Source organism: Pseudoalteromonas holothuriae (assembly GCF_945859825.1).
Taxonomy (GTDB): Bacteria; Pseudomonadota; Gammaproteobacteria; order Enterobacterales; family Alteromonadaceae; genus Pseudoalteromonas; species Pseudoalteromonas holothuriae.
This window is the reverse complement of sequence record NZ_CAMAPC010000019.1, coordinates 35098-49549: the sequence shown is the minus strand read 5'-3', so window position 1 is coordinate 49549 and position 14452 is coordinate 35098. Positions and strand designations below refer to the sequence as shown.

General features: G+C 41.0%; 13 protein-coding genes. 3 read left to right on the top strand and 10 right to left on the bottom strand.

Going from position 1 to position 14452, the window contains the following annotated elements; all coding sequences use genetic code 11:
- Positions 1 to 25: 25 nt before the first annotated feature.
- The 4 genes from OCI93_RS17690 to rluD form a co-directional block, all read right to left on the bottom strand.
- Positions 26 to 796, bottom strand: a complete 771-nt coding sequence (locus OCI93_RS17690) for a response regulator (RefSeq protein WP_261594268.1) — start codon at positions 794 to 796, stop codon at positions 26 to 28.
- 527 nt (positions 797 to 1323) lie between these two features.
- Positions 1324 to 3897, bottom strand: coding sequence for an ATP-dependent chaperone ClpB (clpB, locus tag OCI93_RS17685; protein ID WP_261594267.1), 2574 nt, complete (start codon positions 3895 to 3897; stop codon positions 1324 to 1326).
- A gap of 88 nt (positions 3898 to 3985) precedes the next feature.
- Complete coding sequence (pgeF, locus tag OCI93_RS17680; protein WP_261594266.1) at positions 3986 to 4711, bottom strand: peptidoglycan editing factor PgeF; 726 nt, start codon at positions 4709 to 4711, stop codon at positions 3986 to 3988.
- Between the two features lie 11 nt (positions 4712 to 4722).
- On the bottom strand, positions 4723 to 5700 hold the full coding sequence (gene rluD / locus OCI93_RS17675; RefSeq protein WP_261594265.1) for a 23S rRNA pseudouridine(1911/1915/1917) synthase RluD: 978 nt from the start codon (positions 5698 to 5700) through the stop codon (positions 4723 to 4725).
- Between the two features lie 123 nt (positions 5701 to 5823).
- Between rluD and OCI93_RS17670 the strand changes: the two genes are divergently transcribed.
- Positions 5824 to 6582: an outer membrane protein assembly factor BamD gene (locus OCI93_RS17670; RefSeq protein WP_261594264.1), complete on the top strand. Its 759-nt coding sequence runs from the start codon at positions 5824 to 5826 to the stop codon at positions 6580 to 6582.
- A gap of 206 nt (positions 6583 to 6788) precedes the next feature.
- Here OCI93_RS17670 and glnB read toward each other — a convergent pair whose 3' ends face one another.
- Positions 6789 to 7127 carry a nitrogen regulatory protein P-II gene (glnB, locus tag OCI93_RS17665; RefSeq protein ID WP_261594263.1) on the bottom strand — a complete coding sequence of 113 codons (339 nt, stop codon included), beginning with the start codon at positions 7125 to 7127 and terminating at the stop codon, positions 6789 to 6791.
- A 140-nt stretch (positions 7128 to 7267) separates the two neighbouring features.
- Here glnB and OCI93_RS17660 point away from each other — a divergent pair, with 140 nt between their 5' ends.
- Together OCI93_RS17660 and OCI93_RS17655 are read left to right on the top strand one after the other, a co-directional pair.
- Positions 7268 to 7807, top strand: a complete 540-nt coding sequence (locus tag OCI93_RS17660; protein ID WP_261594262.1) for a GspH/FimT family pseudopilin — start codon at positions 7268 to 7270, stop codon at positions 7805 to 7807.
- A 214-nt stretch (positions 7808 to 8021) separates the two neighbouring features.
- Positions 8022 to 8540: a GspH/FimT family pseudopilin gene (locus OCI93_RS17655; protein WP_261626949.1), complete on the top strand. Its 519-nt coding sequence runs from the start codon at positions 8022 to 8024 to the stop codon at positions 8538 to 8540.
- Positions 8541 to 8556: 16 nt separating this feature from the next.
- Here OCI93_RS17655 and OCI93_RS17650 read toward each other — a convergent pair whose 3' ends face one another.
- From OCI93_RS17650 to pilV, 5 genes are read right to left on the bottom strand one after another with little or no spacing between them, the layout of a single operon-like run.
- Positions 8557 to 8976: a type IV pilin protein gene (locus OCI93_RS17650; protein ID WP_261594260.1), complete on the bottom strand. Its 420-nt coding sequence runs from the start codon at positions 8974 to 8976 to the stop codon at positions 8557 to 8559.
- On the bottom strand, positions 8963 to 11983 hold the full coding sequence (locus OCI93_RS17645) for a pilus assembly protein (protein WP_261626948.1): 3021 nt from the start codon (positions 11981 to 11983) through the stop codon (positions 8963 to 8965). The genes OCI93_RS17650 and OCI93_RS17645 overlap by 14 nt, the downstream gene beginning before the upstream one ends.
- A gap of 1 nt (position 11984) precedes the next feature.
- Positions 11985 to 12458 (bottom strand): pilus assembly protein PilX, encoded by a 474-nt coding sequence (locus OCI93_RS17640; RefSeq protein ID WP_261594258.1) that lies wholly within the window; start codon positions 12456 to 12458, stop codon positions 11985 to 11987.
- Positions 12446 to 13441, bottom strand: coding sequence for a PilW family protein (locus OCI93_RS17635; RefSeq protein ID WP_261594257.1), 996 nt, complete (start codon positions 13439 to 13441; stop codon positions 12446 to 12448). Before OCI93_RS17635 ends, OCI93_RS17640 begins: the two co-directional genes overlap by 13 nt.
- A 3-nt stretch (positions 13442 to 13444) precedes the next feature.
- A complete protein-coding gene (pilV, locus tag OCI93_RS17630) occupies positions 13445 to 14026 on the bottom strand; it encodes a type IV pilus modification protein PilV (protein WP_261594256.1) in 582 nt (193 codons plus the stop codon).
- Between the last annotated feature and the right edge of the window lie 426 nt (positions 14027 to 14452).

Sequence of the window (14452 nt, the reverse complement as noted above, 5' to 3'; positions counted from 1 at the left end):
ATAAGCGAATTTGCTCAATATAAGGTTAGTTATCTTGAATGAGTTCAGTGCCACTTTCACCTATAGACTGTAACAAATAGTTCAGCTTGCTTTTAACCGTCTCGTGAAGCATACCGCTGCTAAAGCGAATACCCATTTGGCAAACTTTCGTATTTCCAGTATTTGACTCAAGTGCCATCAGTCGTACCGGTATACCGTAAATAGGCTCAATTAATACGTTACCTTCATCATTTAAATCAAAGACATCAAGCTCAAAGGAGTAGTTATTAAATAGGTGAAGCTCTCGGCTATAAGTCAACTCAATAAGCATGCCTGTATGACTAATATTTTTAACTGTACCTGCAAGCTTACGATTGCTCGTTTGAACTCTTACTTTGTGTTCAGGCAGGCTTGACAATCTAGTTGCACCTCGGCGATTAGCCGAGTTCCAAGACTTTTGAATCGCATCTTCTAATTTCTCTGCAGTGAAGGGCTTCATTACATATTGCGACACCCCATTTTGAATAGCAGATAGGACATGCTCTTTATCACCTAAAGAACTCATCATAATAAAAGGGATAGCTTTTAACTTATCTGACTTTCGTACCTTACGCAGTAACTCATCACCATCCATTTCTGGCATTTGCCAATCTGCAATAATCACATCAATTTTTCGTGCATTTAATAACTCAAGCGCTTCTTTACCATTGACTGCGGTATACACACGCTCAGATCCTAATCGGTTTTCTATGGTATTTCTTACTAAGTTACGAACTAGCTGGCAGTCGTCAACAACTAAAAAGCTTACATCTTGCATTTAATGCCTCGTTATAAAATTGATCAAAAAGAAATATACTCACTCGTAAACATAAACAGCAATGCAAGCGAACTCATTGTTTAGTTTTAGCACACCTTGCTCCAATAACAATAATCGCATTTTTGTTAATGATTCGTCATGATGATATTTCTAAGCGTGTTTTATACTAGGGGTTGTTATTTTTGAGGTATGAATTTTGTTCTAATCAAAGGCTTTCAATGCAAGGAATCGACTCTGTTGCATAGTGTTCTATGTTAGTAGCCCATGACAACGCAGCGTAAGCCTTTGAGCAGTACCCATATAAGTATTTTTCTACGTTATCACTAGACTTACATAAAATAACTATGCTCTGCCTTGGGGAAACACCTGAATAACTGCTGAAAAGATACAGTAAAAATTAAAACGCCCTAAATTGCATTAAATAAATACTCAGATTTTACCATTGGAAAATGGCTTAGTAGCTGCACATCTGCTAATCAGCCAAGGCCGTAAGCTCAACAAGGACTTGCCAAGCTTACTTCTGGGCATTATTTTACAAAAACAATGTCATCGCCTTGTACATCAACTGTTACTTTATCACCACTGATGAAGTCACCTGAGAGCAAACGCTGTGCTAAGGGGTTTTCGATGTATTGCTGAACTGCACGCTTTAAAGGCCTAGCACCAAACACGGGGTCAAAACCACTCGCTGCAATTTTTTCAAGTGCTGCAGGCGTTAGAATAAATTCATACCCTTTATCACGTAAACGCGACTCTAGCTTCTCTAATTGAATACTGGCGATTTGCTTTATATGCTCACCTACAAGCGGATGGAATACCACCGTCTCATCAATTCGATTAATAAACTCTGGTCTAAATTGACTCGCTAACACCCCCATGACTAACTCTTTCAAGGCAGCATAATCATTACTTCCCGCCTGCTCTTGAATAATGTCAGAGCCTAAATTTGAAGTCATGATAATCACGGCATTTTTAAAATCTACAGTGCGCCCTTGGCCATCAGTTAAACGTCCATCATCTAGTACCTGAAGCAATATGTTAAATACATCAGGGTGTGCCTTCTCAATTTCATCGAGTAATATGACAGAATAAGGCCTGCGACGTACAGCTTCAGTTAAATAGCCACCTTCTTCATAGCCAACATAACCCGGAGGTGCGCCCACCAGTCTTGCGACTGAATGTTTTTCCATAAACTCCGACATATCAATACGAACCATGGCATCTTCGGTATCAAACATAAAATGCGCAAGAGCTTTAGTAAGTTCTGTTTTACCCACACCCGTTGGGCCTAAGAACAAAAATGAGCCAATTGGGCGGTTTGGATCGGCAAGGCCAGCGCGTGAACGGCGAATAGCATTGGCAATTGCAGTAACAGCCTCATCTTGGCCAATCACCTTTTTGTGCAGCTCATCTTCCATTTGTAATAGCTTTTCACGCTCCCCTTGCAGCATCTTAGCCACTGGTATCCCTGTCCAACGAGAAAGAATCTCGGCTATTTCATCTTCTCCTACTTGGTTTTTCAACAAGCTCATTTCTTGCATCTCTGCTTGTGAAGCAAGATCAAGCTTTCTCTCTAACTCGGGAATGCGGCCATATTGTAACTCTGACATGCGTTGTAAGTCACTTGCACGCCTAGCTACTTCCAAGTCTAAACGGGCTTGTTCAAGTTCGGCTTTAATAACTTGCGTGCCCTGCAATGATGCCTTTTCTGCATTCCACACTTCATCTAGCTCTTTATATTCACCCTCAAGATCTCCTATTAACGATTGCATTTCACTGCGACGCTTTTGACTTGCTTCATCCTTTTCTTTAACTAACGCGTTATCTTCAAGTTTAAGCTGAATGATACGTCGCTCAAGTTTATCGAGTTGTTCGGGCTTGGAGTCTATTTGCAAGCGAATTGAGCTACCAGCTTCATCAATTAAGTCAATGGCTTTATCTGGTAATTGACGGTCACTGATATAACGGTGAGATAAATTTGCAGCAGCAACAATAGCTGGGTCGGTAATATCTACTGAGTGATGTAACTCATAGCGCTCTTTTAAACCACGTAAGATAGCAATGGTATCTTCAACGCTGGGTTCACTTACAAATACTTTTTGAAAACGCCGTTCAAGTGCAGCGTCTTTTTCTATGTACTGACGATATTCGTCCAGCGTAGTTGCGCCAACACAATGTAACTCACCACGCGCTAAGGCTGGTTTTAACATATTACCCGCATCCATTGCACCATCCGTTTTACCAGCTCCTACCATAGTATGAATTTCATCTATGAACAGAATAACTTGGCCTTCTTCTTTAGCCAGTTCATTAAGTACCGACTTTAGCCGCTCTTCAAATTCACCACGGTATTTGGCACCAGCAACGAGTGCGCCTAAATCTAAAGATAAAACACGTTTACCTTTTAAGCCCTCTGGTACTTCGCCATTGATAATGCGCTGCGCTAACCCTTCAACGATGGCCGTTTTACCAACACCAGGTTCACCAATTAGCACAGGATTGTTTTTTGTACGACGTTGCAAAACCTGAATGGTACGACGAATTTCATCATCACGACCAATAACAGGATCAAGTTTACCTTGCTCAGCACGCTCTGTTAGGTCAATGGTGAACTTTTCCAGCGATTGCCTTGTTTCTTCTGCATTAGGGCTATCTACTTTTTGGCCACCACGAATTGCTTTAATTGCAGTCTCTATCTTGGGTTGAGTGATATTAAGTGAGGTGAAAATATCACCTAAAGGCCCTTTGTCTTCACATGCCGCGAATACAAAAAGCTCACTGGAAATGTACTGATCTTTTCTTTTTTGCGCGTATTTGTCACACAAATTGATCAAAGAAACGAGATTGTTTGAAAGCTGAACATCCCCGCCTGTACCCTCAACTTTGAATATTTTCTCAATTGCTTGAGATAACTTACTGTTTAATTCATCTGCGCTCACACCTGCTTGAGCAAGCAAGGCACGCACACTCGAACCATTTTGCTGTAATAGTGCATACATTAAATGAACTGGTTCGATAAATTGATGGTCCCGCCCTAGAGACAATGATTGCGCATCAGAAAGCGCAGCCTGAAATTTGCTGGTAAATCTATCTAAACGCATGGGTATCTACCTATATAAAAACGATAACTAGTTAATTAATGGGTATTGTTGCCAGATTGTTCAAGTAATAAGTGAAAGGAAAATAAGATTAATTGCGCCAGATCAAGCTGGCCATTCGCCCTGTTTGACCATCTCGGCGATAAGAAAAAAACAACTCCCTTTGACTTACGGTGCAATATTCTCCTCCAAAAACTTGCCCAACGCCTAACAAGTTTAACTGACGCCGCGCTATGGCATAAATATCACCAAGATACTTACCATTACCTTGCTCAATAAAATCATTAGTATGCGCTTTATGAAAATCACAAAATTGCGATTTAACTTCACCACCAACTTCAAACTGTTGCGCACCAATAGCAGGGCCAAGCCAAGCAACAAGTTGCTTAGGCGATGACTGGAATATGCCCAGTGTATTGCCAATAATTCCTTTAACTAATGGTTTCCAACCTGCATGGATTGCAGCTACTTCCAGACCTTGTTGATCACACACTAATATCGGCAAACAATCAGCCGTCATAATCGCCAAAGGCTGTTGGCGCAAACGTGTGTACAAAGCATCGGCCTTCGGCCAAGGATACATGGGTTGCTCACAATTTACCTCAACGACCTCTGCACCATGAACCTGAGTTAACCAATGTGCTGGGCATGGCAGATAGTTGAGCAACTGGTGATGATTCGCATCCACATCAACAGCGCTATCCCCAACATGATAAGCCAAGTTCAACCCTGTAAAAGGCCCATTAGAGCAACCATAAGCTCGGGTTGTCGATAACCCTCCCACAACATGCTGCATAGGCCAATTTGGCAGTAACATTGACTAATTTCTTACAAAGCTAAATTAGGGTTTTCTTTCGTATCTTCACGCAAAGCTTGCGTAAGTACTTGCATATCTTCTGGCACTGGTGCTTCCCATGTCATCATCTCGCCACTAATTGGGTGTGCAATACTTAACTTAATAGCGTGTAACGCTTGGCGCTTAAAATCTCGTAACTGAGCAAACAACTCTGGTGTTGCATTGCGTGGGGGACGAGGACGACCACCATATAACTGGTCACCTATCAATGGATGATTTAAATACGCCATATGTACACGAATTTGGTGAGTTCGGCCTGTTTCTAAACGTAGACGCAAACGTGTATGCGCACGAAATTTTTCTGCAACACGGTAATGTGTAATTGCCGGTTTACCCATTTCATGAATCGCCATATGGGTGCGCTTTGTAGCGTGTCGGCCAATTGGCTTTTCAACCATGCCGCCAGCCGTCATTGTGCCATTACAAATCGCTTCATACTCTCGAGTAAAGTTTTCTCGCGCTTGTAGGTTTTTCACCAAATGCGTTTGTGCTTGAATGGTTTTAGCAACCACCATAAGCCCTGTTGTATCTTTATCCAAACGATGAACAATACCGGCTCGTGGAACATTAATAATCTCAGGGTGGTGATGAAGTAAGGCATTAAGGACCGTACCATCGGGGTTACCTGCACCTGGATGAACAACCAGCCCCATGGGCTTATTGATCACCAAAATATCATCATCTTCATATATGATATCTAAGGCAATATCTTGTGCCTCATATTCACGCGGTGCCTCTATTTGGGTTTCAATAGCAACCACTTCACCACCGAGTAACTTCTCACGAGGGGTGTTGAACACAGCTCCATCTACCGTGACTTTATCATCTAAAATCCAAGTTTTTATTCTCGAACGAGAAAAATCGGGGAACAATTGCGCCAAAATTTGGTCTAGACGTTTACCACCTAACTCAGTGGGGACTTCAGCTTGAAGAGAAATTTGCTCTGACATTCGTAACTTTACCTAATTTACCAGTGCAAGCTGTGCTCGACTGGGTTAGAATCGCATAAATGCATAGTTTACTCGGTTTTACCCACTTGGCCTAGCCGAAGACAACAAAGGTAGTAAAATAAAATGATAAATAACTTAGGGAAGCGCGCCTTTGCCATCATACTTAGCGCCTCATTTTTAGGCTTAGCAGCCTGCTCTTCTGCACCAGAACAAGATGAAATAGAACGCGTACCCAATAAATCTGCTCAAGCTCTTTATGAAGATGCTAAAGAAACATTAGATTCAGGTCTGTATGCAAGAGCCATTGAATTGCTCAGTGCAATCAACTCACGTTACCCTTTTGGACCGTTTTCTCGACAGGTGCAAATGGACTTAGTATTTGCTCACTATCAAACGGGTAATACAGAACAAGCGCTCGCGCACATTGACCGTTTTATTCGCTTAAACCCAAACCATAAAAACTTAGACTACATGTACTACATGCGTGGTTTAGTAAATATCAAGGCAGATGAAAATGCTTTCCAAGATTATTTTGGAATTGACAGAGCCGACCGTGATGCGAACCGTACTCGTGTAGCATTCCAAGACTTATCAACACTGGTTCAAAGCTACCCTGACAGTCAGTATGTGCCTGAAGCCAAGAAGCGTCTTGTGTGGTTATTAAATAAAATGGCGCGCTATGAGCTTAAAGTGGCGCAGTATTATTTTGAACGTGAAGCCTATCTTGCAGCTGCAAATCGTGGCAAATACGTTGTTGAACATTATTCACAAAGCAGTTATTTGAATGACGCTTTAGAGATGATGGAAAAGAGCTACAAGAAGCTTGGCCTGACAGAGCTTAGTGATAACGCGCGTCAAACTAGAAAAGTTAATAAGCGCTAGAAACTTCAATAAATCCTGTGCGTACTAATGTGTACGCACAGAACTTACCTGTCTTTTTTAATTCTTTTGCAGTAATCATAAACAGTAGATAAATACTGTTCATAAAGTAGAGTGCGTGAATCGCCCTCATTAGCCAAGGTTGATAACACAGCTCACAGTATGTTTAACATTTCACATTAAAAATACATTAATTTGGTGTGTGGTCATTAAATTGCGTCTTCATCTTCTTCGCCTGTACGAATACGTACCACACGCTCTACTTCTGTAACAAAAATCTTACCGTCGCCGATTTTTCCTGTTTGTGCTGTTTTTAAGATTACATCAATTGCTCTATCAACGTCTTCATCGCCAAGCACTATATCCAGTTTCACTTTAGGTAAGAAATCTACCATGTACTCGGCACCGCGATACAATTCAGTATGGCCTTTTTGGCGACCAAAGCCTTTTACTTCACATACCGTCATACCGGTTATGCCTACGTCTGATAGTGCTTCTCTCACGTCGTCTAACTTGAATGGCTTAATTATCGCTTCTATTTTTTTCATGGCTGTGTATTTTCCTATACTGGTGCGTCGATTTTAATCAATCCTAAAAATGTTAGCAAACAAAGTCATTGCTTTAGAGTCAAAAAGCACCATAATGAATAAAATTAATGTTGAACTCGTTGAGACATATGGATTCTACTGTGTATAAAGCCAAAGGTTTCACACTTATTGAACTGCTCATTACTATCGCAATTTTAGCAATACTTGCCTCAGTTGCTTTTTATGGTAACAATAACCTAATCAGCAATAATCGCGCCGAATCATATTTACTTGATTTGAAACGCAATATTACCTTTGCGAGGGCGAAAGCGACCGCCAGTGATGAAATAGTCATACTTTGCCCTGTTGATGAAAGCCAGCTATCTAGCGGCGACTCTCTATCTTGCCTTAACAACTGGTCCAGTTCAGCCAAAGTTGTTTTCGTCGACAAAAATAATAATGGTAGCTTTGACAGTAGCACTGAGTCAATTTTAAGAGTGATAGACCCGATTCATGACTCAGACTCACTAGGCTTTACCAGTTCTTTTATACGTTTTGATAGCAGCGGCCAAATTACGAGCAATATTGGAAAGTTCATTTATTGCCCAAGTAGTTCCGAAAATACGGCGAATCAAATGCTCACAGTGACTTTATCTGGCAATGCTCTGTTCAATGGAAAAACTAACTCTAGCTGTAATTAACTTCTGCTCTAGATAAGCGAATTTGCCCAATAAAGCTATTTTCCTCATTGGATTATACGTAATGTTTGTTTACAAAATATTTTCTATTCCAAAACCCTTATCCGAACCTGAGGTTAATTAACATACCACCATGATACTGATTATTTGCATTTAGCGGGTAATACGCTAACTTTTAGCTCACAATATAGTTTGAAATCCAAGGATGGATGGTCATATGTTTTATAAACATGTGGGGCTTACTCTACTTGAAATACTCGTTACCCTAACAATAATAATCGTTTTACTAAGTCTTGCGCTGACAAGCTACGGCGAAGTAATTTCTGCACATCGCCCTGAGTTTGCCCTGAAAAAACTCAAGCGCGCACTGCATTTAGCTAAAACTCAAGCGGCTTCATCAGGCAATAAAACAACACTTTGTCATCTTGAAAATCAACAATGTATTGACAATGCTTGGCATAAAAAACTTACCGTGTTTGTCGATAGAGGAGAGCTTAGGGTGTTAGATGGTGATGATATTCGGCTTCATGAACTATCCGCCATTGCGCCTCAAGATACTATCGAATACCCTAGGCGGGCGATTATATTTAATAGTGATGCTTCTATAAAAGGGTTTACCAATGGTACATTTGTGTATTGTTTACCAATACATCAAGGCGTTTCTGATGGCTTAGAAATGAGTGTTAGCAATTCCGGTAGGGCGCGTATAAGAGACACTAAAAAGTGCCCCTTGTAGGCCAAGCGTTACCACCCTACTGTTGCCAGCAATGCTCACTCGACGAACTGCCATCACTGAGTTTTTGTCCTAGCTCGTTTATCATCAAAGCTGAGCATTGCGTGTCACCTAAAACTGGACCGGAAATTGGTGTTGCCTTAAATTCAAACTTATTATCATCAACAGTCACTGTGATTGAATAGTAGCCCTTATCAGTTGTATTGGGCACACCTATGTCTGATAGTTTGTTAGTATAAATTCGATTATCCACAAAGTATTGCTCTTGTCTATTTGCAGCGTCGAGTAACACAACCATCGCATCTGAGCGCGCCGCCTTGATTAAAAACTGCTGATAACTAGGATAAGCAAAGGATGCAATAATACCTACAATCACTAATACAATCAGTGCCTCTAACAAAGTAAACCCGTTGCTAAAGCTGCGGTTATTTTTCATCATTTTTCTCTTTTTTGTAGATAAACATTTGTCGAGTCGTTAGACCGAAATCAATTTGTGGCTCAACCAAGGTTGGTACCCCATCAACCATGACAGGCTGAGGGCTTTCAACTATCTTTGCTGCTTTCCAAGGAGTGCCTGTTGATGGCCCATCTGCTGGGCTACTTGCTACATCTGATTTAATGGCTGGGCCAACCATTCTAACAACGGTTTCACACCCGCCAGCATTAGAGCCATTTTCACAACTAAAATAGACTTTGGGGGTGTCTGGTACACTGTGTGTCGTTTCATACTTTAGCTGCTCATAAACCTGTGTACCATAATGTAAGTGCAACGCATATAAATTACCGGTACCTGTCGACACATCACAACGACTCACATTCGCTGGTGGTGTAAACGACGAAAAATAAGCAATTCCGCCTGCCACTGTAGCACCAGCTAATGACTTCTCATTACCACTTAATGCATATTTCCAACCATTAAAACCACCTAATGTTGCCTCTACATTAGTAAAGCCATTGAGGTCATTTAAAGTAGACGCAAATGGATCGCTCGTTATATCCATTAAGTCACCCATTTTAATCGTCTCGGGTACATTATTTTTAAAAGATTGTGTGACGGTATTTTCATCTCTTATCATGAATAAGTAATCATTCACCCCAGTGGAAGTTGGCCTTGAACGATTACCTGAACCTAGAATAATTGCCTCATAAGGGGTATCTTTACGTGTGGTAATATCCCCATCAGGAGTCGATGTAACTGTTACTTTACTAAAAAATGTTCGTGCTAAAGCGGGTTTATAAAAAAAGCGCCTATCACCGCTTGTACCATTTTGCGCTAACTCCGCCAATTGAAAATGTGTCCATGCTGTAGGACTGTCTCCTGGCATATCAACACGCCATACCCCGCCACCTGTATCCGCAAAATATAGCCTATCAGTATAGCCATCATAGTTGGAGTCTAACATTGTTAAATCGCTCGCGACACTATGCTGGCCTGTAAACCCATTAGCAGGCGTTAGCGACCACACTAAATCTCCAGATTGTGCATTAATAATAAAAACACCGCGACCCTTGTTGTCATCAGACTTAGAGTGATTGTCTTTATTTGTGTCATAACCTGCGCCAAAAATTAATACCGGTGTTTCTCCTTGGCTTTCAATAAAGGTAACCTCTGGTTTAGACCAAGTTTGCCCTAACTCGGCAAAATCATCACTCCCCCCAACAAGCGCTCCATCCCACATTAGTTTGGGTCTATCTGGCGAGGTAATATCAAACGCATAGTAACGGTGCCCGCCTCGACGCATTCCAGCAAATAGCCACACTTTATCTTCACCATCTACAACACCGTTTTTCTGAGTATCATGAAAATATATAGTCAACGGGCCATCCATACCATACAACTTAGTATCAGGCCTGCTAATACGTGTTGGTTGTATTACATCAAATAAATCTTCAGGAATAAAAGCCCAGCTCTCCCTTACCGTATCTCCATTATCTTTAAACATATGCAAAAAACCTGCATTCGTGCCAACGATCACGCGCACGTCACCATTACCATAATCCATTGAAACAGGCTTAGAATGCAGTGGATCGCCAAAAATGGTATCACGACGCTCAGTTGTATTGCCATCACCATCCTCATCGTCCACATCAATACCATACACCCAATTCACAGTTGTTCGTGCTTGATTCCCATTCACACCTAACTTTTGCGCGAATTTTCTTCTGTTTCCATAGCGAGTTCTTCCTTCACGCATTGTAAAGGGCTTCAGTTCACCTTGACCAAAGTCAGAATAAATTACTCTATCTACTTGTTGGCTTAACTGATAATTAACACCACCACGTTTGACACTATTTCCATCCTGAGAGTTGGCTTCTGACCAAAAGGTGGTTGCCCCTGATTTAATTAACCCTTGCCCATCAAGCGCGTTGGCGCCTTGCATATCAACTACTTTATTATTTGAAAACTCTAGCTTTTTCAAGTTACCCTGCCAGCGTGTGTGGCTTTCAGGGTAAAACATTGTATAGTACAACGAATTACCGCTTCTAGTTTGATCTGAACTACTGGTTGATACTGATGGCGAGGAGAAGCTATCGTTAAGTTGGCGAATGTTGTCTATCTGGTTTTTTAGTGCCTCTGACAATTCATTAGGGGTATTAGCCTGAGTATAAATCCCCCCTCCTAGGTCAGCCGTTTTTTGTAATATTTCAGTGCCTACATCACTCATTCCAAGACCAAAACCAATGGTGTAAACACGACCCCTATCAACCACGTTACCTTGTTGCGTATATAAATCACTTTTCTTGTGAATAAGCTCAGCCAAAGCAGGCATATAATTATTACGCACTCTGCTTGCGGTCTTTGAAAAGGTGCTAAAGTACTCACTTGTAATGTTAAAGTCGCTTTGGTTATCATTAGAGGGATCACCATCAGTCATAACAATCACATTCGCAGAGCTATTACATATTCTTGGGTCGCTGGCGATTGCTTCGAACGGTGAGATATATTGATAACCACGCTCGACATTAGTGTCTCGCCCTGAGGTAGTCCAATATCTTGTATAATAACGACTGCCACCGGTTAGATATAAATAAGCTTCCCATAAAGTCTCACTAAGCGGCGTTGCTCCATTTGCTTCTAAAGAGTTAAGCTGATTTTTCATTGTGTTGGAACTGGCACCTAATCCAGCTAATATATAGCCACCATTACTACCATTAAAACGCATCAAGCCAAAATCAATATCGGTGTTGCTATCTACCAACGTAGTTATTGCCTCTTTAGCCACACCTAAGCGGTTATCATCACATAAAATGTAACGCCCTGTACTGTAATTATAATCACAGCTATTGCCTGTTGTGCTTGAAAAAGCCATACTCCCTGATGTATCAAATACAACTAACACTCTGGGATTTTGCGTAATATCAGCATTTCGTTTGATATATAATTCGATGTCTTCAGCGGCAACTTGACACGCTATAAATAATAAAATAACTAACACTTTAACCATATCAACGCCCCTCCTTAATGCTCAACATTTCTTGACCTATACCCGTTACTACTGTAACCGTATGCTGAGTTTTAGTACCATAGGTAATCGAAGTTTCTAATTGTGTCATATTGCAAATTACACCTGAGGTATAGCTATAAGAGCGAGGACATTGAATTTCCATCGGGCCTTTGTTTAAGCTAATTACCGCATTTGTTACCCCATTGAGCCCGTTGAACGTGTTATTTCCTTGTGCTAATTGCTGGCGGCTACGCGTAAATAAGCTATTTCCTTCTAATGCAGTTTGCATCGCAATCGCCCGTTGCACCTCCCCCATAAGAATACTTTCAGCTTCTTGTCTCTCTTGTGCCGCATTGGTTATTTTCAAATCTAAACTACTAGTACTCATCAAAGCGACGGCGATGGCACTGACCGCAACAATCATAATCATGGCACTGATCAATACGATACCTTGTTGTTTTTTTATAAACGCCATATGATTGTTCCCATGTTATTAAGCCTTACTGTGGTAGAAAATACAGTACGACGAAAGTTATCGCTAAAAGTATGTACTCGCTTATCAGGGTCAGAGCCCAACGTGTAAATTTGATTTTTAAGATTCAAGTCAGCATCAGGTTCCAATGCCCTTACTAATACAAAAATTTGTACTGTTAAAATACCGTTTAGCCGCTCCCAGTCTGAAGCAACCATATCTATTGTACTGCGGTAACTATCAACCCTGTTATCGGCATTTGTATCTAAGCCAAAGACAAAGCGAATATCCTCAACTCCTTCCATTACCGTTTCACTAAACATACCTCCTTTTACCGTTAAGCGTTTTCGGGATAAAACTGGAATAGTTAGCTGTTGGCCCCTGAGTGTTACAGATTGCTCACTGATATAATATACATGGTGGCTATATGGCCAAAGTGTAGAGTTAACGGTGGGCAACGCTGTTCTTTGAACGCCTGAGGTAAATATGGCCTGCTCTTGATCGGCAATAAAGTAATAACGATTATCATTCATAGCACCACTGCTGGTAAGAGGGCTACCTTCTAAAAATTTTAACTGCACTACATCAGTATTTTGTTTTGCATTTAAAATACAGTTTAGTGCGTTACTGCTCGAAGCTTGAGCTGAAAAGATTGACCGAAAATTTGTCGGATCAGTACTTGGAAAACTGCCATTGTTAATACCACCAAAGCAATCGCCTTTTGGTGTCTTAATACCATCAACTAAGGTAACATTCTCGTCGCTAAAACCTTCTTCATAAAAAGTGCCCCAAAAGCCAACCTGCTCAATATCTCGTTTTAATATATCCAATGTTAGCCGACCAGTTTCTTGCATTTCACCAATCGTCATCGTATCGCGTGTAGTCACTTTCATACTGATATAAGTTGCACTAACGCCCCCTAAAATTAACACGCCAATAAACAAAGCAATCAGTAATTCAACTATAGAAAAGCCTTGATTTTTCATGTGCTAAGCCCTCAATAAAATGTAACTATTGAGCACCACTAATCGCCGGTTATCATTTTTAATTCCACAGCTAATAGACTGATTTTTTTCACTTGCTTTCATTGCTTGCTTACCTTGCCACGCCACCACAACCTCAACGTTATATCCACGATTGCGAGTACCACCCACAACTGATGGCTTAATACATACGGTGGTATTATCAAGTGACCCCGTATTTTCTCTGGCTCGTATTGCTTGACGCCAATGCTCTATATCCATCGCTGCAATCGTTGCAGAATTACATTGTGTACTAAAGCAACGAGTAACCGGACTCAAGGTTGTCGTGCTGTTAAACACTACTTTATAGTTAGCGCTGAGTGCTAACGTATCATTCACTCTTAAGCGCTGCACAATATCATTGGCCAATGCAATTGCCGCAGCACGCTGCATTGCATCAAAACTTGCCTGTTTTGCTTTAGCTTGCAGTGCCACAGCACCAAGCAAACCAAAACTGAGCACCATAAATGCAATCAGTACTTCAAGCAGCGTAAACCCAGAGTTTTTCAAAGTAACATCAGACATATTAAATTGCGAAAAAAGTTTCATAAAACTAGCTTATGAAACCATGTAAAATATACAAGCTGTTTTACTATGAATGGTAAAAGTAACCGATAAATGGTTAGGGGCTGTTTATCTTTGCTGTGTATTTTTACAGCAGTCGTTCGGGTATTTTCCCAACTAGAAAAAGAGAAAACTGCAGTGAAAAAGAGAGTTGGTTAAAAACATTAACCGCTCGCCGAGGCAAGAAAGTCGCGGTAATTGCTTTAGCGAATAAAACAATAAGAACCGCTTTTGCAGTGCAAAAACATCATAAAGAATATGAGGCACGATTACTTGTGGCTTAAAGCTTGTCAATAAGAGCCTTAAAATAAGTAAGAGGGACCTTCAAAAAACTGTTAGGGACTGAAGTTGCATAAGCTGCTCAACAGAAGTCATGAAGGTGAGAATACATCACAGGCCAAAAGTAGCCCT

What these genes read in the sequence shown, in the direction of transcription:
- OCI93_RS17690 (WP_261594268.1), bottom strand. Translation starts at nt 796, where the DNA reads ATGCAAGATGTAAGCTTTTTAGTTGTTGACGACTGCCAGCTAGTTCGT.
- clpB (WP_261594267.1), bottom strand. Translation starts at nt 3,897, where the DNA reads ATGCGTTTAGATAGATTTACCAGCAAATTTCAGGCTGCGCTTTCTGAT.
- pgeF (WP_261594266.1), bottom strand. Translation starts at nt 4,711, where the DNA reads ATGTTACTGCCAAATTGGCCTATGCAGCATGTTGTGGGAGGGTTATCG.
- rluD (WP_261594265.1), bottom strand. Translation starts at nt 5,700, where the DNA reads ATGTCAGAGCAAATTTCTCTTCAAGCTGAAGTCCCCACTGAGTTAGGT.
- OCI93_RS17670 (WP_261594264.1), top strand. Translation starts at nt 5,824, where the DNA reads ATGATAAATAACTTAGGGAAGCGCGCCTTTGCCATCATACTTAGCGCC.
- glnB (WP_261594263.1), bottom strand. Translation starts at nt 7,127, where the DNA reads ATGAAAAAAATAGAAGCGATAATTAAGCCATTCAAGTTAGACGACGTG.
- OCI93_RS17655 (WP_261626949.1), top strand. Translation starts at nt 8,022, where the DNA reads ATGTTTTATAAACATGTGGGGCTTACTCTACTTGAAATACTCGTTACC.
- OCI93_RS17650 (WP_261594260.1), bottom strand. Translation starts at nt 8,976, where the DNA reads ATGATGAAAAATAACCGCAGCTTTAGCAACGGGTTTACTTTGTTAGAG.
- OCI93_RS17645 (WP_261626948.1), bottom strand. Translation starts at nt 11,983, where the DNA reads ATGGTTAAAGTGTTAGTTATTTTATTATTTATAGCGTGTCAAGTTGCC.
- OCI93_RS17640 (WP_261594258.1), bottom strand. Translation starts at nt 12,458, where the DNA reads ATGGCGTTTATAAAAAAACAACAAGGTATCGTATTGATCAGTGCCATG.
- OCI93_RS17635 (WP_261594257.1), bottom strand. Translation starts at nt 13,441, where the DNA reads ATGAAAAATCAAGGCTTTTCTATAGTTGAATTACTGATTGCTTTGTTT.
- pilV (WP_261594256.1), bottom strand. Translation starts at nt 14,026, where the DNA reads ATGAAACTTTTTTCGCAATTTAATATGTCTGATGTTACTTTGAAAAAC.